Source organism: Paenibacillus sp. yr247 (assembly GCF_900103825.1).
GTDB lineage: Bacteria > Bacillota > Bacilli > Paenibacillales > NBRC-103111 > Paenibacillus_E.
Genome location: NZ_FNIF01000001.1, coordinates 1 through 24,972, shown reverse-complemented (window position 1 = coordinate 24,972; position 24,972 = coordinate 1). Strand labels below are relative to the sequence as shown.

General features: G+C 43.7%; 25 protein-coding genes and 1 pseudogene. 8 read left to right on the top strand and 18 right to left on the bottom strand.

The features are described 5' to 3' along the window. Window positions 1-29 precede the first annotated feature (29 nt). The 5 genes from BLT91_RS00125 to BLT91_RS00105 form a co-directional block, all read right to left on the bottom strand. On the bottom strand, window positions 30-947 hold the full coding sequence (locus BLT91_RS00125; protein ID WP_090815376.1) for an aminoglycoside phosphotransferase family protein: 918 nt from the start codon (window positions 945-947) through the stop codon (window positions 30-32). A gap of 86 nt (window positions 948-1,033) precedes the next feature. Then, window positions 1,034-2,254, bottom strand: coding sequence for an ABC transporter permease (locus tag BLT91_RS00120; protein WP_175532011.1), 1,221 nt, complete (start codon window positions 2,252-2,254; stop codon window positions 1,034-1,036). A 14-nt stretch (window positions 2,255-2,268) separates the two neighbouring features. After that, window positions 2,269-2,982, bottom strand: coding sequence for an ABC transporter ATP-binding protein (locus tag BLT91_RS00115; protein ID WP_090815372.1), 714 nt, complete (start codon window positions 2,980-2,982; stop codon window positions 2,269-2,271). Between the two features lie 202 nt (window positions 2,983-3,184). Continuing rightward, window positions 3,185-4,105, bottom strand: a complete 921-nt coding sequence (locus BLT91_RS00110; RefSeq protein WP_175532010.1) for a PASTA domain-containing protein — start codon at window positions 4,103-4,105, stop codon at window positions 3,185-3,187. Window positions 4,106-4,762: 657 nt separating this feature from the next. Then, a complete protein-coding gene (locus tag BLT91_RS00105) occupies window positions 4,763-5,719 on the bottom strand; it encodes a D-2-hydroxyacid dehydrogenase family protein (RefSeq protein ID WP_090815368.1) in 957 nt (318 codons plus the stop codon). A gap of 372 nt (window positions 5,720-6,091) precedes the next feature. Between BLT91_RS00105 and BLT91_RS00100 the strand changes: the two genes are divergently transcribed. Continuing rightward, window positions 6,092-6,295, top strand: a complete 204-nt coding sequence (locus BLT91_RS00100) for a hypothetical protein (protein WP_090815366.1) — start codon at window positions 6,092-6,094, stop codon at window positions 6,293-6,295. A 119-nt stretch (window positions 6,296-6,414) separates the two neighbouring features. Here the strand turns inward: BLT91_RS00100 and BLT91_RS00095 are convergent, their stop codons facing one another. The 5 genes from BLT91_RS00095 to BLT91_RS00080 form a co-directional block, all read right to left on the bottom strand. After that, window positions 6,415-7,146 carry a class I SAM-dependent methyltransferase gene (locus BLT91_RS00095; protein WP_090815364.1) on the bottom strand — a complete coding sequence of 244 codons (732 nt, stop codon included), beginning with the start codon at window positions 7,144-7,146 and terminating at the stop codon, window positions 6,415-6,417. Between the two features lie 373 nt (window positions 7,147-7,519). Then, window positions 7,520-7,711, bottom strand: coding sequence for a hypothetical protein (locus BLT91_RS31100; protein WP_175532009.1), 192 nt, complete (start codon window positions 7,709-7,711; stop codon window positions 7,520-7,522). A 410-nt stretch (window positions 7,712-8,121) separates the two neighbouring features. Then, window positions 8,122-8,916 carry an ABC transporter permease gene (locus BLT91_RS00085; RefSeq protein ID WP_090815362.1) on the bottom strand — a complete coding sequence of 265 codons (795 nt, stop codon included), beginning with the start codon at window positions 8,914-8,916 and terminating at the stop codon, window positions 8,122-8,124. Next, the gene (locus BLT91_RS33750; protein WP_368086750.1) at window positions 8,913-9,101 is read right to left on the bottom strand and encodes a hypothetical protein; all 189 of its coding nucleotides are present in this window, start codon (window positions 9,099-9,101) and stop codon (window positions 8,913-8,915) included. Before BLT91_RS33750 ends, BLT91_RS00085 begins: the two co-directional genes overlap by 4 nt. Before the next feature lie 10 nt (window positions 9,102-9,111). Further along, window positions 9,112-9,867, bottom strand: a complete 756-nt coding sequence (locus BLT91_RS00080) for an ABC transporter ATP-binding protein (RefSeq protein ID WP_368086749.1) — start codon at window positions 9,865-9,867, stop codon at window positions 9,112-9,114. A 324-nt stretch (window positions 9,868-10,191) separates the two neighbouring features. On the opposite strand from BLT91_RS00080, the gene BLT91_RS00075 reads away from it, so the two are divergent. Next, complete coding sequence (locus BLT91_RS00075) at window positions 10,192-11,112, top strand: helix-turn-helix domain-containing protein (RefSeq protein ID WP_090815359.1); 921 nt, start codon at window positions 10,192-10,194, stop codon at window positions 11,110-11,112. Between the two features lie 182 nt (window positions 11,113-11,294). Here BLT91_RS00075 and BLT91_RS00070 read toward each other — a convergent pair whose 3' ends face one another. The 4 genes from BLT91_RS00070 to BLT91_RS00060 form a co-directional block, all read right to left on the bottom strand. Then, window positions 11,295-12,263, bottom strand: a complete 969-nt coding sequence (locus BLT91_RS00070; protein WP_090815357.1) for a hypothetical protein — start codon at window positions 12,261-12,263, stop codon at window positions 11,295-11,297. 43 nt (window positions 12,264-12,306) lie between these two features. Beyond that, window positions 12,307-12,459 carry a hypothetical protein gene (locus BLT91_RS32235; RefSeq protein ID WP_217635161.1) on the bottom strand — a complete coding sequence of 51 codons (153 nt, stop codon included), beginning with the start codon at window positions 12,457-12,459 and terminating at the stop codon, window positions 12,307-12,309. 79 nt (window positions 12,460-12,538) lie between these two features. Next, window positions 12,539-13,018, bottom strand: coding sequence for a hypothetical protein (locus tag BLT91_RS00065; RefSeq protein ID WP_090815355.1), 480 nt, complete (start codon window positions 13,016-13,018; stop codon window positions 12,539-12,541). A gap of 124 nt (window positions 13,019-13,142) precedes the next feature. Further along, window positions 13,143-14,519, bottom strand: a complete 1,377-nt coding sequence (locus BLT91_RS00060) for an aminotransferase-like domain-containing protein (RefSeq protein ID WP_175532008.1) — start codon at window positions 14,517-14,519, stop codon at window positions 13,143-13,145. Window positions 14,520-14,717: 198 nt separating this feature from the next. Here BLT91_RS00060 and BLT91_RS00055 point away from each other — a divergent pair, with 198 nt between their 5' ends. Together BLT91_RS00055 and BLT91_RS00050 are read left to right on the top strand one after the other, a co-directional pair. After that, window positions 14,718-15,584 carry a DMT family transporter gene (locus tag BLT91_RS00055; RefSeq protein WP_090815351.1) on the top strand — a complete coding sequence of 289 codons (867 nt, stop codon included), beginning with the start codon at window positions 14,718-14,720 and terminating at the stop codon, window positions 15,582-15,584. 60 nt (window positions 15,585-15,644) lie between these two features. Then, on the top strand, window positions 15,645-16,451 hold the full coding sequence (locus tag BLT91_RS00050) for a dihydrodipicolinate synthase family protein (protein WP_090815349.1): 807 nt from the start codon (window positions 15,645-15,647) through the stop codon (window positions 16,449-16,451). A gap of 109 nt (window positions 16,452-16,560) precedes the next feature. Here the strand turns inward: BLT91_RS00050 and BLT91_RS00045 are convergent, their stop codons facing one another. Further along, complete coding sequence (locus tag BLT91_RS00045; protein WP_090815347.1) at window positions 16,561-17,199, bottom strand: cell wall hydrolase; 639 nt, start codon at window positions 17,197-17,199, stop codon at window positions 16,561-16,563. Window positions 17,200-17,736: 537 nt separating this feature from the next. Here BLT91_RS00045 and BLT91_RS00040 point away from each other — a divergent pair. After that, window positions 17,737-18,444 (top strand): DNA alkylation repair protein, encoded by a 708-nt coding sequence (locus tag BLT91_RS00040; RefSeq protein ID WP_090815345.1) that lies wholly within the window; start codon window positions 17,737-17,739, stop codon window positions 18,442-18,444. Between the two features lie 680 nt (window positions 18,445-19,124). On the opposite strand, the gene BLT91_RS00030 is transcribed toward BLT91_RS00040, so the two are convergent. After that, window positions 19,125-20,018 carry an AraC family transcriptional regulator gene (locus BLT91_RS00030; protein WP_090815341.1) on the bottom strand — a complete coding sequence of 298 codons (894 nt, stop codon included), beginning with the start codon at window positions 20,016-20,018 and terminating at the stop codon, window positions 19,125-19,127. A gap of 182 nt (window positions 20,019-20,200) precedes the next feature. On the opposite strand from BLT91_RS00030, the gene BLT91_RS00025 reads away from it, so the two are divergent. The 3 genes from BLT91_RS00025 to BLT91_RS00015 all read left to right on the top strand — a co-directional run bounded on the left by BLT91_RS00025 (window position 20,201) and on the right by BLT91_RS00015 (window position 23,801). After that, on the top strand, window positions 20,201-21,181 hold the full coding sequence (locus tag BLT91_RS00025) for an aldo/keto reductase (RefSeq protein WP_090815340.1): 981 nt from the start codon (window positions 20,201-20,203) through the stop codon (window positions 21,179-21,181). Between the two features lie 222 nt (window positions 21,182-21,403). Beyond that, complete coding sequence (locus BLT91_RS00020) at window positions 21,404-22,555, top strand: sugar efflux transporter (protein ID WP_254776722.1); 1,152 nt, start codon at window positions 21,404-21,406, stop codon at window positions 22,553-22,555. A 394-nt stretch (window positions 22,556-22,949) separates the two neighbouring features. Then, a complete protein-coding gene (locus BLT91_RS00015; protein ID WP_090815336.1) occupies window positions 22,950-23,801 on the top strand; it encodes an aldo/keto reductase in 852 nt (283 codons plus the stop codon). Window positions 23,802-24,037: 236 nt separating this feature from the next. Here the strand turns inward: BLT91_RS00015 and BLT91_RS00010 are convergent, their stop codons facing one another. Together BLT91_RS00010 and BLT91_RS31095 are read right to left on the bottom strand one after the other, a co-directional pair. Further along, window positions 24,038-24,337: a hypothetical protein gene (locus BLT91_RS00010; RefSeq protein WP_090815334.1), complete on the bottom strand. Its 300-nt coding sequence runs from the start codon at window positions 24,335-24,337 to the stop codon at window positions 24,038-24,040. Window positions 24,338-24,664: 327 nt separating this feature from the next. Beyond that, window positions 24,665-24,972 (bottom strand): annotated as a pseudogene (locus BLT91_RS31095) (hypothetical protein); the annotation flags it as partial.

Below are 24,972 nucleotides of genomic sequence, written 5' to 3'. Positions count from 1 at the left end.
ATCATTTACTAATAAATATATAGCATATGTCAAGTATTCAAAATTGTTTCTGCGAAAGCAACAATTTTTATAAGATTCGGAAATTCCTCAGGGGTTGAGCCGTCTTCTACCATCCAGCATATTCCCATTGCAGTTTCCACATAAAGGCATTTCTTTAATATGTCGTTTGGAATATTAAAGTTTTTTTCTAAGATGCATATGATATCGTTTATTTTCTTATATAATTCCGTAGTTATTTCATCACCAAATTCATTTAATATAAACCGTGGAACATCAAATACAGGATCGCCTATTACGCCTTTAGGGTCGATGATTATATACTCTCCATCATTACCAAGTAAAATATTATCGTGATGAAAGTCGCCATGAAGCAGCATCTTTTGTGAATACAAAGTAGAAACCGATAAGCATATCTCTTTTGCTTTTTTCATGTGCAAATATAGTTCTTTACAATCTTGCCGCTTGCTCATGTATTCTGTTATCCTATCGACCCACTCTGTGTAAGTCGGATATATTTCTGCCCTAGCGGGCGGTATATGCAAGCCTTCAAATAGGGAACAAAATACAGATAGTCTTTTATCAAGAGAACTCTCATTCCTTAAAGGATTCCCCGGCTGTACACACTCTTCAAGTATGACTCCGTTTTCAATATCAGCGTCAAAAACTCTGCAAAATCGTCTGCCGTTATATTGAAACAAAGTATTAAATTCTGTAACTATTTCTTCAGAAGAAGATTTGCCTATTTTAAGCACTACGCTTCCAAAGTTTTTTGAAAAGCATTTAAAAACTAATTTTGCAGAATATGAAGGAATTAATTGAAAAGAGGTTAAAGTCCATATATCAGCATATACTTCAATATCCTTCAATACTTTTTCATAAAAATCTTTACCAAAATGATTAATTATATTTTCGATTTCATTTTGCTTGAAACTATAACGCTTGTTCATAATTAGCATCTACCTCCACTTTCAAAACTGCCCGTTCGTATTATGAGGTCAGCCAGTTTTTTCTGGTTGACCTCTTTTGTGCCTACTCAATACCAACTTGTAAAAACAGAAGAAGTCCCATAAGCTAACGGAATTGCAGCTCCGATCATCAATATAGGTCCCCACCAGGTGAAGAAAGAGATCCCCACACATAAGCTGATTAAGGTCAGCGCAGGCAGCACAAGGATAGGAATTGTAGATTGGAGAGCTTGATGTTTACTTGTGTCCGGTATAGGAAAAAGAGTCAAAAACGGTGCCGTTAATTCATCTTTACAGAATGATTTTCTCCAAAATACCAATAGGCATGCAGCAAGGATCCAGATCGTAATTTTAAGGGCACCAGGCAAAATAAACATAGCTCCACTGATCACAACGACGAACTGTATCGTTTGCTTCCACTGCGTACCATTTCTAAAGAAGGATTTCGTTAATAAATCAGCGATTCCGTTGCTAGCACCTTTCCCTTTGAACAAGCGCTGCGACTTCCCGAATAAAAGGGGATACTTCCGTGTCGGTTTTCTTTTCCGCTCGACAACACGAATTAACATCAGAGAGACAATTCGCATCCGTGAATCTCTTTCTCTGGCGATATCAGCGAAGAAAGCCCCTTTCTCTTGCAGCCGTATTCTGCTTAAGAAAACAACCAGCACTAGAAAAAGAAGAAAAGCTGTCCAACTATAGTAATTGTTATGACTAACCTCCGTAACTAACACTTGATACAAAAAGAAAAGTCCTACAAAAACCACAATCCGCAACAACCAAAGCACAATGCCATTTAAACGAAGTGTAAGCAATTGGCGAAGCAAGCCTATGTTAATTTTCAGCAAATAGGTAAGCAACCATAAACAAATAACTTGTAACACGCTATAGGAATACGTTTGAACTAATAAAGGAAGAAATACGAGCATCAATATTAACGTCGTGATTCCCTGCAATACAAGAGAGTATCTATAGCCGAGTAACATGAGATGCTGAAACCAATTCTGATTCTGTCGGAGGAAAAGTTGGTCCCCCTCCTCAACAAAATATCGAATGGTTCCCAGCCAAGAGAATAGATAGAAGACCATGGTAACTATAAACATCGATATCCAACTAAACCAAGAAGGCTGAGTCGCCCACCAAGAGAAATATTGATAGCCAGCCACAATCATCAGTGGAATGACAAAATAAATCGCAATGATCCAATCCACAGCCATTCGCAAAGCCCGATACTGGAAATGCCAATCCGAACGTACTCTTCGTGTGAAAACCTGAAAGCTGCTCTTCAACCCATTCTCCCCCTTCATAGTAACGAATGGAAGCAGTCGAACAATGGCGCGTCAGGCATGCCGCATTGCTGCCTAATGTCCTGCAGTGTTCCATTAGCTACCAATCTGCCACCTGAAAGAAGCACAAACGAACTGCAAATCCGTTCTGCTGTATCTAACACATGGGTACTCATCAGAATGCCTGCACCGCGCTTGCGTTCCTCATCCAACATCCCTAAGAAATCTTTAATCGCTTTCGGATCCAATCCAATGAAAGGCTCGTCTACAATATACACATCTGGTTTATTCAAAAAGCCGAGGATTAGCATAATTTTCTGCTGCATCCCTTTTGAAAATTTCCCGGGCAGTTGATTCTTTTCATCCAACAGTCGGAACCTGTGCAAGAGATCATCTGCACGCTCTAGGAATACCGTTCGATCCATTTCATAGACGGAAGCCGCGAATTCCATATGTTCCCAAAGTGTCAACTCATCATATAGGATTGGATGCTCCGGAATGTAAGCGTAGCTTTTTCGTTCACCCATAAAGGAGATTTCACCCTTGAAATCCTTCAATAAACCAAGGATACTTTTAATCGTCGTACTCTTTCCAGCTCCGTTTGGACCTAACAGACCCACTAGTTCACCTTTTCGAACATCAAAATGAATCTGTTTAATAATATCCGGAACCTCATCATAACCAGCCTGATCGATATGTACTTCTAATACAGCTAATCGTTCTTCTGTCATTCTCGGTCACGTTCCCTTCTATTCTCATCATATATCACGCATCTTCACATTTCCATCATCGTATCATGAAGAAACCAAAAAGGACGTCTACTAATAGAACCCCCCTGATAAGAAAACAATAAAAAAAGGTCAGTCTGCAAAAAGCAAACTGACCTTTTGTATTATTTTCTATCTGCCTAAAGGAGCTCTAAACCCTAACGACTTACTTCCCTTTGCTCACCCAGAACGTGATGCGGTCGCCATTTTTGACGGAAGTTCCCGGAGTGAGGTCTTGCTTGAACACGGCCCCTTTGACGGCAGCGTTCGATTCCATGAAAAACTGGTATCGAAGCCCGGAAGCAATTGCCATCTTCTCGGCATCCTCCCTTGTATGAGCGACCAGATCCGGGACGACGCCCGCCTTGGCTTGTAATGCGCCATCGTCTGCTGGCTGAACTTCGGCGTCTAAAGGCTTAGCCGTCGGTGCGGCCGTGCGACTCGGCATCGGGGATGCCGATCCGGAAGGCTTCGATGTCTCGGGACGATTCACCGATACCGCTGTGGGATCGGGCGTCGGAATTGTCTGCGACTTAGAACTCTTCACATGGTCAGGGTGCGGAAGCAGTGTCAGCCAGAGCAGCAGAACGAGCACACCGAAGCCGGCGGTAGCAAACAGATACCATTTGCGCAGCTGGAACGATTCGCGGAACAGCTCGCGTAGTTCTGCCATTCTACGGTCCCAAGCCGCACTGATGCGCGCCTGAGGCTCCCCGGTTTTAGGCTCTGCAACATGTTGCTCACGCAGGGCGGCTTTCCGCTCCTGCCCGCTTGTCGCCATCATTTCGTTGGCCGGTAAAGCCGATGTAAGAAGTGGCTCCTTCCTCTCGCCGCCGATTCCGAGCAGTCCTTCCAACTCCTGCTGAAAATCGGCAAGCGTGCATATCCCTTCATACGCCTTGCAGGCCAATGCTATGGCACGTTCCCGAGTTACATCCGACAAATCCGCAAACAACCGGTTCAGCTCGAATGAGTAGGCGCTAATAGAGGATGTCGGGATATCTGTTTTGGCACCCAGCTGGTATAGCAGCAGAGCCAGCCCAGGCACACCCCGTCGTCCGTTATTCCCTTCTGTCCAAAAATTCATGATCCGCAACCGGCCGTTATCTTCAATCCACAGATTTTCCGCGTCGACGGAGCATTCCAGCAGCCGTTTGCTGCGAGTTTCTCGAATGCCCTTGGCCAGCTCGTACACATACGTGAGTGCCTTGTGGCCCGTTATCTCCAACTCTTTCAGCCGATCAGACAAAGGTCTTCCCATTACCGCCTGAAGAACAGCGAACAACGTTCCGCCTTCCGAACCGGCGTCCAGAATGTGCATGAAATGCTCGTCGGACATCTGGGACGCTTTTCTCAGCCAACGCAAAGCTTCCTGATGCGCTAAATCGTCGGTCTCTTGGAATGTATATAGAAGAACATCACGATTGAAGGTCAGATCCATCCCTCTTAACAACAGCCCGTTCCTCATCCGCTTAAGCGGTTGATCGAGTGTATAGCGGTTTCCGATGTTATCCATGGACGTTCCCCCTTATACGTATAGTCTATTCGCCTATCATCCGATTTTTGCGTCACTAATGGTTGTAATTCCCATAAATACGTTTCATAATCATGATCTACTTACCAAATCCCCTGCGACAATCGGTATAAAGTACCTATAAAGAAATAAACCCGCATTTTGGGCGGGTTTTAATCGAGTATTATTAATTTCGGCTTGCCAACCAGTCAATAACACAAAAATAAAGGGTCAAGAAATCGTTCGAACCGGCGATCCGGATAGATAAGCTTCAATATCTTCAACCACGTCTGCATAAAAAGCCTCATAATTCGCTTTCGATACATAGCCAATATGCGGCGTAGTGAGAAGATTCGGAAGCGATCGGTAGATATCGTCCTTCGGCAACGGTTCCACCTCGAACACATCTACCGCGGCACCGGCGATCCAGCCGTTCTGCAAAGCCTCGGCAAGCGCAGCTTGATCCACGATCGGAGCGCGGGACGTATTGATCAGATATGCCGAAGGACGCATACGTTTGAGCTCTGCGGCACTAATCAACCCTCTTGTCCGGTCGCTTAACACAAGATGAATTGACACAAAGTCGCTGCTCTCGAGAAGCTCCTCCTTGGAAACGGCTAATCTCACTCCAACCTCGTCGGCACGCTCTTTCGTTAAATTCTGGCTCCAAGCCGTGACATCCATGCCGAACGCGTGGCCAAATTTGGCGATCTTGCTGCCCAGTTTGCCGAGTCCAAGTACGCCAAGCGTCTTGCCGTACAAATCCGCTCCAAGAGTGCTTTGCCACTGACCACTGCGGATCGCGTTGTGCTCCAGCACAATGCTGCGGGCGAGCCCCAAAATCAAAGCCCATGTGAGTTCGGCGGTTGCGTTGCCTGCGCCTCCAGTGCCGCAAACGATAACGCCTTGCGAAGCGGCTGCGGTCAGGTCGATCGACGCATTGCGCATGCCTGTGGTAATAAGCAGCTTCAAGCGGGGAAGCTGGGCAAGAAGCGATGCGCGGAAAGGAGTCCGTTCACGCATAATCACGACAATCTCGCAGTCGGCGATCTGTTCGACCAGCTCATCTGGTTGATCGATATGCCGATCGATACTCTTGACCTCCACCTTGTCCAAAATCCGAGACCAATCCGCGGCAGTCAACGCCACTTGCTGGTAGTCGTCTAATATCGCACAGCGTAGCTTCATAATAAATTTACTTCCTTCCTAGTACGCATATTTACATCAATCCATCCTAAGCGGACGCAGGCAAGCAACGAAACCACCCGTGATCAATGCTTGTACATCCAGTACATAAATGTATTTACAGTATATTCCTGACCAGAGAGCCTTGTAAACAAATGGCGAAACCTTGGCCGTTTTCGCATCGATGCTTTAACAACTTGGCGGAGCAGAGCGATCTTACGCTGGCAAACGTATCTGCAACTGTTTGTAAAACAAACCAAAAACGACTGCACTACCCCCATTCGTTGAGTTTAAACTTTTTAGTGGTTTGTCCATTCATTATTATCTATCTACTCATAAAATGATTATAAAACTATGGTAGAGGAGAATAATATTATGACATCAGAAAAGATTCTAGTAATTAACAAAAATTTGCTTTATTGGTATAATGAACTAGATAATAATCTTGAAATTAATTCGCCAAATTTCCCGAAATATGTTCTATCAAAAATTAAATTATTTGGTGAATTTGAAATTGATTATATCGATGCGAGAATAGTTAAGTTAATTTCAAAGCCTAAGGAGAATACAGAACGTTAACTTTAGGAAGAAGGCAGTCGATCCACAAGTGATCGACTGCCTTCTTTTCACTATCGTTCTCTGTTAAATTATACCATCGAGACTCTATTAAATCTTCTAATGGCTTCAATTCAAATCTATTATTTGACCGCTGCGATCATGAGGAAGATAGGGCGACGGGTTTCGTCTCGCATGTCGGGATTGTTGTCCAGCATTTCTTGCGTCGGTTGAGGTTCGGAAACCTTCGTAATTCTAAAGCCTGATTCAATTAGTGCATTCATATACGTTGCGACGGTTCGATGATATTTGACGACATCATTGTCCAGAAACCTTGCCTGCCGTGAACCTTCAAGGTGGTAATCGTCGACAGGCCAATGTAATCTATCGCCTAGCGGACCGTAGTACCAATCTTGTGAAGCAAGCGCGGTGAAGACCGGATGTTCAACCGAAAGCACGAAAGTGCCCCCAGGTGTAAGGTAGTGATAAATTTTCTGACAGAGGATATCAAAGCGCTCCATATAATGGAGTGCAAGAGAGCTTATCACCACGTCAAATTCCCCTGCGTTAAAGTCGATATCTTCGATCGCGAGCCGTCGATACTCGATCTTCGGATCATTGGTCATAGCTCTGGCGCGCTCTAACATATTCACTGAAAGGTCTACACCAACCACCGAACGGGCATGCTGTTCTCGCGCATATAAGCAATGCCAGCCAAAGCCGCAACCAAGATCAAGCACCTTTTTATCACGTAACTCAGGAAGCATTGCACGGAGTTCCTGCCATTCCCCAGCAGCATTCAGTCCACCAATCGAGCGAGACATCTGACTGTACTTCGCGAAGAATTCTGAATCGTCATATTTGTTCTGTTTCATAAAAGATCTTTCTCCTTTCTGAATCGATTTAACATTTAAACCAAGAACATAATTGACCTTATAAGTTGCTTACAAGTCTAAATTCCCCAATGATTTTTGTCAATTTGAGTCTTGTCACGTTATTCTGACCGTCAGCGCTGCAAAGGCTGCCGGATTCAATTTACCAGCAGCCTCGAAGGTTGAATGGCGCCAATGGCGGACTTTATCATGGCAATACCCGGCCCCGAACGCGTCGTCATGGCAAAGTGATTGTCATTGTCCAGGAACCAAACAGCAGCACGCTGTCGGCGGAGGCGGAACTGCTTTGAATAAATGGATTAGCAAGCGCAGGAAGAAATCAAGTTAGCGAGAAGGCGGCAACTTTGCGAAAGATTCAATCTGCCAAAGGGAAAAAAGCCGGGAGAGTCACCTTGATCAGGTCTCTCTCGGCTTCTTCAGTACGAATGGAAATTTGTTCAGTAAAGCGTAGGAATTGGAGGACACGCAACGGCATCAATGAATCTCGAATCGATACCGTAAAAATACCAATATGCTCCGCTCCATCTGTAACCTGCGACTCCTTCATGCCCTACATAAATCGGATAAAACCAAAATTGGTCTCCATTTCTTAGCCAAAAATAGGTATATTCAAATATACAATCAATGGCGTAGGAAACATCAGGTTTTGGCGGGACGAATGCCGGCGGGGGAGATTGTGGCGGTTGTCTAAGAGCTCCTTCAAAATCCATTTGCGGTCTAAACATGACTGAAACACGCTCCTTATTAAAGCATATATCATTCTAAATTCAATCGTACTTCATGTTATGTAGGTGAATAACCAATTGACCGTACATTAGCCTAGTTATTGACTTCCACATCCTCGCTGAGTAATTTGGCGGATAGCCGGAGTGATTGAATTAGATGTACGGGGAATCCGGTAGCGGCGGGGAATGAAGGAATTGGATGACGGTTTAATTTGAATCTATTGCATGCTCGTTAGTCGTTCATTCGCCACTTCACGAGCTTGTTGATCATGGCGAACGTAGCTAAGCCGTAGCCAACCAACACGATACAGTCTGCAAGGACGTCCTTCGTCCATCCCTGAAGAAAAACGATGCTCATCGCGTCTGCGGCGTAAGTGGATGGCAGTAGATAAGAGAACCACTGCAGAGGGATGGGGAGACGGCTCATTTCCACCAATACGGGGGACAGGAAAGTGACGACCATCATCAGCGCCTGAACCAGCATGTTGGTTAGTTGATGGTTGGGCGACCAGAACCCGATGGCGACGCCGATGCCGACGCAGCTGAATATCGATAAAACAATAACCGGCAGCATCCCCCATGAGTATTGGAACTGGATGCCGTACACCCACTGGCCAATAGCGCCGAGAATAAGGAACGACGGAATCGTATTCATCATTCCACGCGCCAAATTCGCCAGGACGAAGTTGATTTTCGAGATCGGCAGCGAGGCGTAAAAGGTGAAATGCCCGGCATGCTTCTGCCAGGATATATCCTGCCCCATGCCGTTCATCCCCATGACGATAATCCCGAAAATGAGGTTGCCTGCAATCAATCGGATCAACGTTTCCTCGCTCGGATTTTCGGTGAAAAACTTCATGAACAGGACAGTCGTGAGAGGGAACATCGTAGCCATAACGACGATCCATGCCCAGCTGTCCCTCACGATCGCGAACTGAATGCGGATGAGCACGTTTAGCTCCGTCAACCATTTGCCCGGACCGGTTAATCGTTCCATCGTGGCTGGTTCTGCAGCGGTCGTCTTCATACGGCGGCGCCCCCTTTTTCCGCGCCCGCGTCGATGTGAAAATAGACATCCTCGAGGCTCGGCGGCTTGACGGCAAAATCTTCTATCCGGAGCTCGGGTCGGGATACGATGAAATCCAATGCACGGCCTGCTTCCTTTTTCTCGACGAGCAGCACCAACCGATTTTCTCCGTTGTCTTGCACCAAACCCCAATCCTTAAACGCGGATGCCACCGCTTCTTTCCCCCCCCGGCTCGAGGGCTAATTCGAATTTCAATCGCTGGTCGACACGCTGCTTCAGCTTCCCGACGGAGTCGATAGCCAGTAGCCTGCCGCAGTTGATGACGGCGACACGGTCGACGACCTGTTCAGCTTCAAGGATGTTGTGGGTGACGAGCAGCACCGTCGCACCTGCGCGGTTTTTCTCTTTGATGAGACTCCAGATGAGCCTGCGGTTCTGAGGATCGAGCTCGTTAGTCGGCTCGTCGAGGATCAGGACGGGGGATTCTCCGATCAGAGCGGTTCCGATGCCTATCAGCCGCTTCTGTCCGCCGGACATCTTTTTGAGCGGTTTGTCCCGCAGCTCCGCTATGCCGAACTGTTCCAACAGCGCCTCGGCTTCGTTTTCCGCTTCGCGTTTGGCCATGCCTCTCAGCCGTCCGGTATACGCCAAAGCCTCCCATGCCTTCAGAGCGTGCAGCACATGGGGCTCCTGGGAAAAGTAGGCGACCGATCCGGCCACTTTTTTCGTGATCGCACCGACGTCCTCCCCATAGAACAAAATGCGCCCGGACGTCGGCTTTAAATGGCCGACCATGAGCTTCATTAAAGTCGTCTTGCCCGCGCCGTTCGGCCCGAGGATGCCCAAAATCTCCCCTTCGGAAATGCGGAACGAGATGTCCTCGTTTGCTTTGATCTTGCCCTTATTGTATGTCTGGCACACCTGTTGCACGTCATATACCGTGTTATTCACGACATCCCCTCCGTCTTCTAAATAATTCCATTATATTTCCATTCGAGAAGGTAAAAAACATCCCCGGGAACGACCCTGGTCTCCGTCCGGAGACCGAGGCCTACAGCGCTGCACCACAGGGCCCATCCGTTAGTCTGATTTGGGCGACCACGGTGCATAACAGAATGTCGTTCCCTTTCGGCTTCTACATGAACATTCAACTATGAGTTGCAGAGCTTTGATCTAATCATTCTACCAACGCTTGATGGAACGTCTTCTTGCGAATGTGGTATGCTGTTCACACAGTGAGAGCTGTAAAAATTTCCAATTTGAGAGGTGCTTGAAATGCTCAATTTGCAAAAGATTGGCGCATATATTTCGTATCTTCGCAAAGAAAAAGATATGACCCAGGTAGAACTTGCTGACAAATTGAATGTTAGTCATCAGGCGGTATCTAAATGGGAACGAGGTGAATCCATGCCAGACATCGGTACGCTACCTCAGCTGGCCAAGTTTTTCGATAAATCGGTTGACGAACTCTTGGACGGAGGAGAAAGAAAAGAATCTTTAGATACGATCATGGAGTCCGTTGTGGAACGTATTGTAGAAAACCGGCCGGAGCAAGTCGCTGAAATGATTAATCAAGGCCAGATTGAGGTCGATAAAGTCATAGATATTGCGCCTATGCTGAAGCCGAGCACTTTACATAAGATCACGGAGGGATCGGAAGTAAACCGGCTGACCATTGACCACATCGTGAAACTGGCTCCTTTTCTCGAACGAGAAACTATAGATATGTTGGTTTTGCAAGTGGAGGAAGGCAACTTCAGCTGGGATATTATTCATCATCTTGCTCCATTTATCAGTGCAGATACATTAAGCCGGATGGTCGACAAAACGCTCGAAGGTACACTGGATGTAAACCAAATTCATAAAATTGCGCCGTTTCTCGGCAAAAAGGACGTGGATCGTTTAGTGCAGCAAGCCGGGAAAGGAAATGTCGATGCGGATGTGATTCGGAAACTCGCCCCGTTTATTGAAGGAGATACTTTAATGGGGCTTGTACAACAAGCTATCGACGGACAAATGGATGCGAACATTATTTTGTCGATCGCTCCTTTTTTAGGTAAAGAAACCGTGAAAATGCTTGTCGAGCAAGTGGAACTGGAGCGTCTCAGTCCGGATCTTCTGACCGGTCTTGCTCCTTTTATCGATAAAGATACGATCAATAAATTGATTGTGCACTTCATCTCGCTTCATAAATAAAGCCAAGCCGGAACATTAATCCATTTCAAAACAGGACGCAATAAGACTGTCGGAGAACGTAAGCTCCATAAAATTGTACCATCTTGGCTGCCGGTGAATCGCTCGGTGGCCTATTCTCCTAACTATTAATACCAGTAGTCGCCCACTAGTCTTTTCCAATGTGGTGTTCTTGGTGTCAGGTTTTATGGGTTTATTATAATCTTACTTGCATTTAATAAAAATTCTTTCATATAGTTAATTGATATTCCACTATGAAACCTTCTAATTTCAAATAATGGCCATTCTTCAATATTTTTTATTTTTGCTAAATAAGTTCGGTTTCCTTTGTGTTGTTCATTTAAAAAAAGATTATACGTATCAACTTTCTCTTGAGCATCGCCTTCCATTATTTGTTTAATACTTTTTTCATAGAGGATACTTGTCCTATCCGCCCATGATATTAGTTCGCTTCGGGGTGTTGTTGAACACCGGATTTCATCTCTACCTTTATCATAAAAGGTATTATCATTTATATCATATTCAGACAAAAACAGTAGATTTAATAAGCTCCAAAAGTATTCTGCCTCATGTTTAATGTCCCATTTTGAACAATATTTAGGATGTAGTGTAACATGAGTAGAAATAAACCCCGCATAAAGTAAATTTAAATCATTAATTTTCTTAAAGGAATTGGGAATTAGATTTTTACTTCCTACAAAAGTAACAACTTCATCCGTAAGTATAATTTGTTTAATATCAGTGATTTTTTCTTTTTTAAAGTTAATGAATGTATCTGTCGAAGAACTAAATTTATCTGTTAATAAAATCTCTCCTTTTAGATTTGTGTTTTTTTCTTTCAAGTCTACTAACAAATTACATACAACTTCCTCAAAAACTTGAAAACCATCTATTATTTCATCAAAACTATCCAAGGTGTATGGAGGAGATACGACTTCTATTAAGGCATTGGAATATTCAGGATGTATCTCCCAGCCTTTGCTAAACAAATAACTCACTTTTTTCACTAGATTTTCATGAATATCCTTCATAGACTTTATTTTATTTATAATCTGTTGTGATGCTAATAAGTAACTTATGAAGTCACGTTCTTTATAAACTATTGCATATTCTTTTTCGATTCCAAACTCAAACTTGTTTGGATCAATTTTCATTGTTATTCCCCCCTCAATACCTCATTGTACTATCCTGCCTCCGCTATTCTATCGTTTCCCGTAAAAAAACACTAAACATGTAATGAGCGGTGAAGGCAGTCGCTCTAATCTTGCCGGCTGCCTTCACTTGTTGTTTATTTAGCTCTAGGCCCGTTCCACCAATTGATCTCTCATTACCCGTTAGCCATCCATGCACCGCAAGCGCCGCACCACAGATGATGAAATGGTTTTTGAGGTTTTAAGCGGATTTAATTTTCATGGGAGTTCTTGCAATCTCACATGTACACCTGCATATCCGTGTAAATGCTGATAAACTGCTTAAGACGATCAGGTGTATCCATTTTCTCCAGACGGTTCGCCCCTCCCCATTCTTGAACCTCAAACGGTTCACCATGCCAGATCAAATCAAAGTCAACTCGATGGCGTAAGTCCTCGCTACCGGTTGAGGAATGGAAGTATGGCTTACCTTTAAGCCTCACGATCGCAATAACGTAAAACTTCGTGGTTTGACCAAAACCGAGCACCAAAACGTCTCCATCACCCGTTTCATCATAAAACTGATCAAAGAATCGCTTGATGTGTCCATAGCGTCTTTTCGAGTTGTTAGCTTTGAGTTGGTCAAACAAATGCTGTCGTTGGAGATCCGTTAACGTACCGTAATCTTCATCGACGCCCGGCTCGTCAATTGCGATATACGAAGAAGATAAGAACCGGGTCGGCCACTTTTTAATTGTTTTCATCAACCATACGTTCATTGACCATCACTCCTAGTAATAAGTATTTATCTAAATAATACTTATAAAAACCTCTACAGTATGTATAAAAACTCTGAAATATCATTTCTTATTGCTCGATTAAATTTCCAATTACCTTTTCTACTCATAACCGAAAGAATGGCTTAGGGAAACTGCTTGTATATTGGGCACGCTCCAGTTCTTCGGCTATGATGCGGATGCCCTCTTCAATATCTTGCTCATCGGTCCGAATGATGCTAAGGCGCAGCAAGTTAAGCTTGGGGAAAGATGAAAGGAACTGCTTATCGGTTGCCAGTACATCAACGCCACGATTCTCCAATCGTTTGACCAAATCTTCTGTATGAATGGAGTCCGGAAGGTGAATTGAAGTGAAGAGCCCTCCACAAGATTGGATGGTATATAAGCACTCTTTGGGCAGTAATCGCTGTGAAACTTCCCTTAGATGTTTAATGCGATGATTGTACAAGGATTTCATTTGCTTTGCATGATGAGCATACATCCCGGACTTCATATAAATCTCAAGCACACCTTGAGAAAGCACTGAGGTGCTTAGATCCGCCGTTTGTTTATGCCATTGGAGTACAGGAATAAACGAATCTGGTACTGCAGCCGCAGCAAGCCTTAATCCGGGCAGCATCACTTTGGAAAAACTTCTGAGATAAATGACATGACTGGCTCCATTATAAGCGTGAATAGGATCTGCTTTACTGTTTGTTTCCAAATCAGCAAGATAATCATCCTCAACGATGTAAACGTCATAGGCTTTGGCGAGTTCTGCCAGTCGCTGTTTGTCTTCCGCTGTGTAAGAAGTGCCTAACGGATTATGGAAACGTGGGATTGTATAAAAAAACTTTATATTATTACTTTGAAAATGGCGCTCCAAAGTTACCCAATCTATCCCAGCAGGAGTTCTTTCGATACCGATTACGGTTTGTCTTTGTGTCTTAAGTGCAGCAAGCATTCCCCAATACGTTGGTTGCTCGACCAGAATGTTGGTTTTTCCGTTTGGGAAAGGCATCCCGGCTAGAAGATGAAGAGCTTGCTGAGCGCCTGAAAATATAAAAACTTGCTGTGCCGAAGGGAAAACCTGTTGCTGCTGAAAAAGCTTCACGATCTCCTGGCGAAGAGAAAGCAAACCCTGTGGATCGGGATAAGTGAATATGGACGTCTCAAATAATTCCATCGCTTTGTTCAAGCATTGACGAAAGTCGATTTGCGGGATCGACGCGGGATCGGGAACCGCTGATGCAAAATCGATTCGTTTTGTTTGCAGCAGGGGAACAAGCGCTTCTTTGGCTACGACAAAATAACCACTCTTCGGACGTGAATAAATGAGATATTGATTTTCGAGTTCCTGATAAACACCAATAATTGTGTTGAGACTGCAACCGAATCTTTGGCTCTGCATACGGATGGAAGGCAACTTCTGACCGGGTTTGATGAGACCATTGACTATGTCCGAACGGATGATTTGCTGAATGGAATCCTTTTTATTTTTCATAAATATGCCTCCCACTTGAATAATTTGGTCTACCATCTGTACCCTTACAGATGGATAATTGGTCAATATACATAGTATTTTGTATCTAATATAATACAAATAATCAAACAGGAGTGTATTTTATAAATATTTTTCGTACCTTGATACCTCAAAGTGTCGAGTGCATTTTTGTATAAAAATTTTTTTGAGGTGATTGTAATGAACAAAGCGACAAGCGGCTGGATCAATGGTTTCCTGGGCGTGCTCATCTTCAGCGGCTCGCTACCTGCAACACGGTTGGCTGTGATGGATTTTGATCCGTTATTCCTCACCGTATGCCGTGCAGCAATTGCTGGGGTGTTAGCGGGAATGCTTCTCCTCATCTTCCGGCAACAACGGCCTGTCCGAAGCGACATCGTTCCGCTATTGTTAGTAGCACTCTGCGTGGTAGTAGGTTTCCCACTGCTGACAGCCTTGGCGCTTCAGTACGTCACATCCGCGCATGCAATTATCTACGTTGGGCTTCTGCCGCTTTCGACGGCGATCTTCGGCGTACTGCGGGGCGGTGAACGCCCGCGACCAACCTTTTGGATCTTATCAGCTCTAGGCAGCTCCCTTGTAGCAGGATTCGCCCTAACACAAGGGGCTACATCTTCGCCGGTCGGTGATGCGTTAATGCTGGCTTCTATCATCGTGTGCGGTTACGGTTATGCGGAAGGGGCACGACTCTCACGGAGGCTATGGGGCTGGCAGGTGATCTCCTGGGCGCTCGTTCTGTCGCTTCCCGTTATGTCACTGCTCTCGTTTTATTACATGCCGGTTTCATGGGCGGGTATAAGTGCTTCCGCACTTTTGAGCCTTGCTTATGTCTCCCTGTTCAGCATGCTCATCGGCTTTGTGTTCTGGTATCGTGGTCTTGCCCAGGGAGGTATAGCAGCGGTCGGGCAGTTACAACTCCTCCAGCCTTTCTTCGGCCTGCTGCTTTCGGCTCTCGTTTTGCACGAGTCAATTGGTTGGCCTATCTTTATAGTAAATATCGGTGTCGTACTGTGCGTGGCGATCGCACGGCGATTCGCATCAAAATAGTTTTCAACGTCTGCTCCGATTTCGCAAAGCTAACTTTCGGCTGGGAGGATATTGATCTACATGAAAAATTTTCATATTGCCTTACCTACTCCGTTTCGAGAAGATGAAAGCCTGTATTTGGAGGGATTCGAGCCAATAGTCAATTATTTGAAAGAAAACGGAATCAACTCTTTGTTTGTTTCAGGTTCAACAGGGGAACAGCATTCATTGAGCATCGAGGAACGACTGCAAATCATAGACTATTTCAATCAGAAGCATTTTCTGGATTTAGAATTGATTTTTGGCGTTGCATCCACTAGGACCCGAGACGGAGTGAGATTAATCCAAGCACTTGAAGGATCGGTCTTTGATATAGTAATGATCGGATTCCCTCCTTACATTAAACCGACCCAGCAACAAGCTATCTTGTATGTGGATGAGTTGCTCACACACACAACCAAGAATGTGATTCTTTACAACAATCCTTCCCGAACAGGTTTTGATTTGAGTCTGGAGGCTTTGCATGATTTAATAAGAAGACATAAAAACATCTTGGGTTTTAAGGAGGCAGGAGACGTTCATCGTCATAGAGACACGGTGTTTCCTGAATCGTTTGTTCGGTTCGCAGCAGGTGATGAAAACCTAGTATCCCATATTGTAATAGGTGGATGTAATGGCTTGTCCAGTATGGTCGGAAATGTGTTTCCTAAAGAAATCAAGCAAACCTTTGATGCTCTTCTGGAGAGCAGAACCATAAATGTTGAAGCAATCGATCAGATGATTGCCCAGGTCACCCAAGGTCAGACCATTGTGAATATAAAAGAATATTACAACCAATTGGGAATGGTAACAGGAGGTTGCCGTTCACCTCTGGGAGCTGCAAGATAACCGACTCAGCCTTTTCTTGACTTTCCAGTCATTGCCTACGAATTATATTTAATGTCATTCATAACAAAAAAAGCCGCGATATACGCGACTTTTGTCCTTGTATCTACTTTTAAAGGGTAAACACGTGATTACCAATGGTAATCTTGGCGGGTCTTTTTTTGCTCCAAGATGCCTGGGAAATATCAGGATTGTAAAAATAAAGCGCACCTGTTGTTGGATCCAAACCATTCAAAGCGGCCTTTGCCGCGCGGTAGGCTGATAAATTTGGTTTAAGGTTAAACTGGCCATCATCAATGGCTGAGAATTGACCTGGCTGATGAATAACCTCTGTGATGGAATCAGGAAATTCTTTGGACTTAACTCGATTAAGAACAACAGCCCCCACGGCAACTTGTCCTAAAAAGGACTCCCCTCGGGCTTCGGAATGAATGATTCGCGCCAATTCGTCCAGCACCGACTGTTTGGGTGAAATCGTTTTTTTTAGTTTAGACAGAGTTAAGGAATCGGCTTCACCATCAACTGACAAGCCATAGCTGGCTTGAAATTTCTTTACCGCATTCTTAGTCTGGTTACCGTAATACCCGGTAATTCCTGTGTTAAAGTAACCGAGTGCGCTTAATCGTTCTTGCAAATCCAGTACTTTGTCACTTTGTGTGCCCTGTCCTAACGATTGCGCACCGACCGGTGCGGCCATCCCCATTACACCAAGGGAACAGACACAGATAAGAGCTTGTAGTTTCTTCTTCATGTTTCAAGATAACCTCCTCTTCCTTTTACGCGCCGCACATAGCAATGACATGCAGCATTACAAATTTAGGGGTGTTGATCCGACTCAAGATGTCGCGTTACACGCTCGAAAAATAGGAAACGGCATTAAGCTGTCCCTATAAACTTCGGGAGAAATACCTATTAAGGGTCGCAAATCACAAAAGGAGCTCTGCCAATATGCTAGATCCTCCACTATCGTTTCCCGGTAGTTGAGTGATGGACAGTTTCTGTACCGATCAACTATTCAGCTCTCTTCTCATTTAAGCAACCCGTTAACGAAGCTAACAAAATTCAAGCCAATAAAATAATTTTCATTTTCCAGATTCGTTTGTTTGTTGCAACTCCCCTTTTGAAATTCGGTATTTTCCACTTCATTTTTAGAGAAACTGCCCGTAGACTGATTCTGCTTCCTGCTCAGATGGAAGTGCAATTAAAAAAACTTGCAAAATCTGATATAGTCTTAATAGATAGCATAAACCTTAAGGGAAAACCTCCAATTAGAAGGAAGTGTTAAACAATGAATTTAGAAATGGTTATGCAGGAGCTTGAAGCTCTCGGCAAGGAACGAACCAAGAAAATATACGCATCCAATGGCGCGCACGAACCGCTTTTTGGCGTGGCTACAGGCGATATGAAGCCCATCGCCAAGAAAATTAAAATAAATCAACCTTTGGCTGAGCAGCTTTACACCACAGGGAACTACGACGCAATGTACTTTGCCGGCATAATTGCAGACCCAAATGCAATGACTGAAGCGGATTTTGAGCGTTGGATGGATGCGGCTTATTTTTATATGCTGTCCGATTATGTGGTTGCAGTAACCTTGGCAGAAACAGATATTGCTCAAGAAGTTGCCGATAAATGGATCGCAAGCGGCGAAGAACTGAGAATGTCAGCGGGCTGGAGTTGTTACTGCTGGCTTTTGGGTAATCGCCCGGACGGTGAATTTTCCAAAAGCAAAATTGCCAATATGCTTGAAATTGTGAGAAATACGATTCACGATTCTCCCGAAAGAACTAAATACGCTATGAATACTTTTATTTACACAGTGGGGGTATCCTATTTGCCGCTCCATGATAAGGCGGTCGAGACCGCAAAGGCAGTAGGCCCAGTAGAAGTCAAACGGGACAAGAAAAAAAGTAGTTTCCTACATGCTTCCGAAAATATTCAAAAGGGAGTAGATAAAGGGCAACTTGGTTTCAAACGCAAACATGTAAGGTGTTAAACTATGGCTTCGCCACAAGAAACGATTTGGGCAGCCAAGCCATTCAGGCTTCTTCCGGAAAATCCGATCAAGTAGAAATCATTGCCCAAAATTTTTCCTGCCCGTTAGCCGAACAGGCTGCCGATGATGTCGGCAGCCTATTGTCGTTGTGCTATCGTTCTCCGTTAGTTCAGCGAGTAATTAATTTTCATCTTCATCTCCAGGTTCAAACTCAATGCTCTGATGCTCTATACGCCCCTTTTTCGTAAGCATAAACCAGTAGTCTTCAATCTGCTCTCCCTCTGCATTTTTTAAATCCTCAATTTTACTGTTATCAGGAAATACAATTTCAATTGTGCCATCATCAGCTATAGCATCTAAAATGCTTTCACGAATGCTATCGTTCTCCGTTAGCTTTGTCTCTCGTTGGTTAATTTTGACTCATTCTTTAATTGCACACGCCATCATGAAGATCGCCTGTCATCTTTTAACTCGCAACGAAGATTACCGAGATTTAGGTACTGATTATTTTGAAAAACGACAGCAAGATGTTGAAAAAAACGTCATAGCTGCGCCTAGTTTCGTATTGCCATTTTTAGTTCTTTGCTATGTGAGATTTTCAAGGTAGTTTAACCCCGAACTCAATTCAGCTTTGCTTAGAGTATCTTTCTTAACTGGTTTCGTTTTTATTTTAAACCCTTTTATGCTTTTAAGCGCTTTATATCTTGTCTAGGTGGGAAGCCAAACATGCGAGAATATTCGCGGCTGAATTGAGAGGGGCTTTCATAGCCTACTCGAAATGCCACATCAGCTGCATCTGCTGATTCAGTTAATAACAAGCGACGTGCTTCCTGCAATCGCAGTTGTTTTTGAAACTGAATAGGGCTCATAGCAGTTACCTCTTTGAAGTGTCTGTGAAAAGAAGAAATACTCATGCTGGCTATTTCTGCAAGCTCTTCAATGCGCAAAGGCTTTTTAAAGTTATTGCTAATTTGTTCGATGGCATCCCTGATTCCATAGGTGCCGCTTCCTTCCATTGCGATTTGTGCCAGCGCAACTCCATACTGTCCTTGAAGAAGCCTGTACAGAATTTCCTTTGTGTAAATAGGTGCAAGGAACGGAATGTCTTTCGGATTGTCTAGCAAACAAGCTAATCTGAATATTGAATCCATTATAGGTAACTCCATCTTACCGACAAACATAGCTCGCTCAACATTTCCTTTCGAGGTGATTCGAATGTCAGAATCACTTAAAACCTCTAAGATTTCACTCGCCGTAAATTCAAGTCTAAAACCCAAATACGGAACGTCAGAAGAAGCTTCAGTGACCTGGGCAGTAACCGGCAAGTCAACTGATGCAATAAGGTAATCTGCAGGATCGTACTTGAAGCGCTCCTGTGCCAGCCATACCTCCTTCGCCCCTTTAACCACAATGCATAAGGAAGGTTTGTAAACTCCGTAACTTGGTCCGGTCAATTTAGATCGACGTATGAAAAATAAAGTCGGAATGGCAGTTGCGTGAACTCCGTCCTGTACTGAATACCTCTCAATTAGTTTGGCAAGTTCATTCTGCTGTTTAGTTATTATTTCAGACATAAGAACCTCCTTGTTCCGTCATTCCTTATAATTCGATTATATTCCATATTCGTCAGTTACATAAGTGTAGCGAGAGGATTAGGCAATCATTTGGCATGAATGGGATAACGGTCGCTTTTTCATCTGTTGCATAATAAGGTTATACCCCATTAACAAAAGGAAACAAAGGAGCGTATCGACAAATGGAATATGTGAAACTTGGAAATACCGGCTTGGATGTATCCCGGCTTTGTCTTGGCTGTATGAGCTTTGGTGTAGCAGAGCGGTGGCATCATCCATGGATACTTGATGAGGAGCGCAGTCGTCCTATTATAAAAAAATCTATTGAATTAGGTATCAATTTTTTCGATACGGCGAATGTGTATGCAGACGGAACCAGTGAGGAAATTATTGGACGGGCTCTAAAGGATTATGCCAATCGGGATGAAATTGTTCTCGCGACTAAGGTGCATGGACGTATGCATCAAGGTCCAAATGGTGCAGGGCTTTCCCGAAAGGCAATCATGAGTGAGATTGATAAGAGCCTTAAGAGACTGGGAACCGATTATGTTGACCTTTATCAAATCCACCGCTGGGATTACAATACGCCCATTGAAGAAACGATGGAAGCGTTGCATGATGTTGTGAAGGCTGGTAAGGCAAAATATATTGGTGCTTCTGCCATGTACGCATGGCAGTTTCTGAAAGCTCTACATGTAGCCGAGAAAAATGGATGGACCCAGTTTGTGTCGATGCAGAATCATTTAAACCTCATCTACCGTGAAGAGGAGAGGGAGATGCTGCCGCTTTGCAAGGTAGAAAAAATCGGTGTGATTCCGTATAGCCCACTTGCATCAGGAAGACTGACGCGTGATTGGTCGGAAACAACGCTTCGTTCCGAAACCGATCAAATGCAAAAAATTAAATACGATGCGACAGCAAATACGGATCGATTGGTCGTGGAGCGTGTTGCAGCAATCGCAGAAAAACATGGCGTTCCCCGTATTCATATCGCACTTGCTTGGTTGCTTCAGAAAGAACCTGTCTCTGCTCCTATTATCGGTGCTACGAAAGTGTCTCAGCTCGAAGAAGCCGTAGGTGCTCTATCGATTACGTTAACACCTGAAGAAATTGCGTCATTGGAGGAGCCGTATGTTCCCCATCCCGTAGTTGGTGCGGTTTAATATAAGAAACGACAAGAACGCCCTTATCCATTATCATGGGCGTTCTTGATAGAAAATCGGGCGGTGAAATCTGTTATGCTGATCGCAGAAGTAAGTGAAAAATTACGCTTCTTTTGATCGTAATACATGGATTCCACTACGGAAACGAAGGAGGATTAGAAGCTGTATACACGGTTAAAAAAACTATTTGCGATCAAAGGATACAGTTTATTCGTCATTTGTATGCTGCTGCTCGGTACCGGGATCTCGATCACAATGCCGTATTTATCCCTGTATTTTACAGAAGATATTGGAATGAATGCGGGAGCCTTTGGCGTTTTCATGGCGGTGAGTTCATTAAGCGGCGTGGTGGTGAACTCGCTCATTGCTAATCGTTCGGATCGCGAGCTGGACCGAAAATGGATCATTATGTTTGCCATAATTTCATCGGCTTTAGGATATGCATCGTATTTAGTGTTTCATAACTTCTTTATTCTTTTGATTGTTGTCAGTCTTTTTAGTGGATTAGGGGCTCCTGTCATGCCGCAAATCTTTGCCTATGCACAGGAATCCGCAAATGTAAGCAATCCCGATGACAAGACGTTTGCCATGTCCACACTCCGCTCTCTCTTTTCCCTTGGATTTTTAGTCGGACCGTTAGCCGGGACATTGTTTTTGACATGGATGGGCTACAAGGGTCTCTTTCTGGGGACATCCACCATTTATCTTACCATTGCATCTCTGGTATTCCTGTTTCTGCAAAAAAAAGCAGTTGAAAGCAATACCGGAAAGAGAAAGAGTACAGGTACCGCTTCGCTCAAAAACAGGCAGATCTGGCAGCCGTTTATCGCCTTTATTTTTCTGTTTGCAGTCATTACCATTAACTCGTTCAACACACCGCTCTTTATTGTGAATGAGCTTCATGGTACGCATACGGATGTGGGACTCGTGGTTAGTGTTTGCGCTGGTCTGGAAATTCCCATTATGCTTGTGCTCGGTGCCCTGAGCAGAAAGATATCGAACCATACCCTGATGATGATCGCCTGCGTTATCGCTGTTATCTATTACATCATCTTAAGTGTATCGACCCATTCTTGGCAGTTGATCGCAGCGCAGCTTCTGCAGGCAACGTTTATAGCGATTGTCTTGGGCAATGGACTAAGCTATTTCATGAATTTGCTGCCTAATTCACCAGGGCTGTCCACAACCATCTATTCCAACGGGTCCATTATAGGAAGGTTAGTGGGAAATTTGGGCGGCGGTATCATTGCCCAGTTTGCAGGGTTTCGTCATGTTTATTGGATTTGTCTTGCAATTGTGATTTTAGTGCTATTGATCTTATGGAGAACAAGATCCCATGCGGAAATGGAATTAGACACAGTGCACACTCGGTAATCAAATAGCGGTAGTCTAGGACTTTATTTTCTTGTCCTTGATTGCCCTTGGATCCAAACTTGGTGGTTTTCTGGCGGATCGGACTGGCAGCGCGCACGCTCGTCACTAGCATGGCTTACGTTGCTATAGCCTCCGGTATAATGCTCAGCATAAACAGCACTTTCGTACAGCTCGGATTTACAGTTGGCGCCGATATCAGAGTAGTTGCCGTGGCTGGATCGTCGATATTGTTGATTTGCTGGATTATAGTCTCTGCGCGGTCGTCGTGGCGTCCGTTTCCTTCGGGCTTACCCTTATGTTCTCGAAACGCGTGGCGACGGAGTGAGCCTGTTATGAATGTAACAGATAAGATCGAATCGATTTACAAATAATTTTAAAAAATGGAGGATATTATATGCAAAAAGTAATTTTGAACAATGGTGTTGAGATGCCTATACTCGGCTTTGGTGTTTTTCAGATTGTAGATCAAAATGAATGTGAACAAAGCGTTTATGACGCTATTATGGCGGGCTATCGGCTGATTGATACAGCTGCCTCATATCTAAATGAAGAAGCGGTTGGCAGAGCAATCAAACGGAGTGGCGTGGCAAGAGAGGAACTATTTATCACTACGAAACTTTGGGTACAGGATGCTGGTTATGAGCGTACAAAGAAAGCATTTGAAAAATCACTGGAAAGATTGCAATTGGATTATTTGGATTTGTATTTAATTCATCAGCCATTTGGCGATGTGCATGGCTCTTGGCGCGCTATGGAGGAATTGTCTCGGGAAGGAAAGGTCCGTGCAATCGGAGTTAGTAACTTCCATGCGGATCGTCTGATCGATTTGATTATTCATAATGAAGTAGTTCCTGCCGTAAACCAGGTCGAAACGCACCCTTTCAACCAGCAAATCGAAAGTTCGAAATTCATGAAAGAGAACTATGTTCAGATCGAGTCCTGGGCGCCTTTTGCTGAGGGAAAAAATAACTTGTTGCATAATGAGGTATTGGTATTAATAGCTGAAAAGTATAATAAATCCGTTGCTCAGGTGGTTTTACGCTGGTTGACACAAAGAGAAGTCGTTGTAATTCCCAAGTCTGTTCGTAAAGAAAGAATTATTGAAAACTTCAATATCTTTGATTTTCAATTAAGCCAAGAGGATATCGCGTCGATTACTGCGTTAGATACCAACCAAAGCCTGTTCTTTTCACATCGCGATCCTGAAATGGTGAAATGGATCAGTAACCGTAAGCTTGATATCTAATAATCGCTATTTCGAAAGATGACCGGCGGGTTCTGTTAACGGCAAAAGAACCGGGAGATAGTTCGTTAAATTAACAATTAGTTGTTGTAATAAGGAGCAGATGCACTTAGACAATCTGCTCCTATTTCGTTTACAGTCTCCAGGTATTTAATAAGCAAATCTGCCCATAGCGTAACAGGGCTACCAAATCGTTCGGCAGCCCTGTGTTACTTTATCACTCTATAGTTTTTCTCTAATTAATCCAACCAGCCCATACACTTAATACCTAAATACACAAACCCGATACCGAGTAGAATATAAATAATTTTAACTAACCACCAAGGTAATGCTCTTAATAACGCACCAATTGAATTAACGACAAAATAGATTATCCATACAAAAAATGAATCGGCAATACCTTGAATATCACGTAATTTTAATTCTTCGGCAATAGTATCTTGTTTGTGTTTTTCACTTTTAACAACAATTATGCCTAATGTAAGAACAATGAAGGCGATAAACCAGCAAATAATGGCACTAATCAGCCGTAAGGTCAAACCTCCACCTCCGAGTGAGATGTAATATCCCGTTCATATATTTTTTCCATAATTCAGAAACTGAAACACCAGCGTTTGCTCAAAAAAAGACAGTCAAAGACTTCAGTTCTTAAAGTCTTTGACTGTCTTTTTATTACGCTATCATTCTGAGTTAGTTGAACCAGGATAGGACTCACTTTTATTCATCATTTCTTATAACTAAATGGGATACTGTTTCCATTCTATCTAAAAGAAAATCCAATATGCCTTCTGGATGCCGCAGCACATGATGCTTGTTGTCACCGCGACCAGCTCATGAACGAAACTTCTCTATTATTGTCACTTGAGTTAGGATAACCTATTAGTTACTTCCTCCAATATTCGTTCCACAATGAAGGATGGATTGAAATACCCCTGAATAACAATGTCTGAATTTGGTTTAACTGTCCTTTCCATTTCCAAATAAGCCGCTCTTCCTCTTACTAAATAATTTGTTAAATCATTACGTATATCTTCAATGGGATTCTCCTTGTAATTTCTTAGAATTCGTCTAGCCATAGCAATATCCAGTGGAGTGTCAATATAAATAGTCATATCAATATATTCACGCATTTCATTGTGCAAATAAGCAAAAGGATAATCAAGAACAATATACT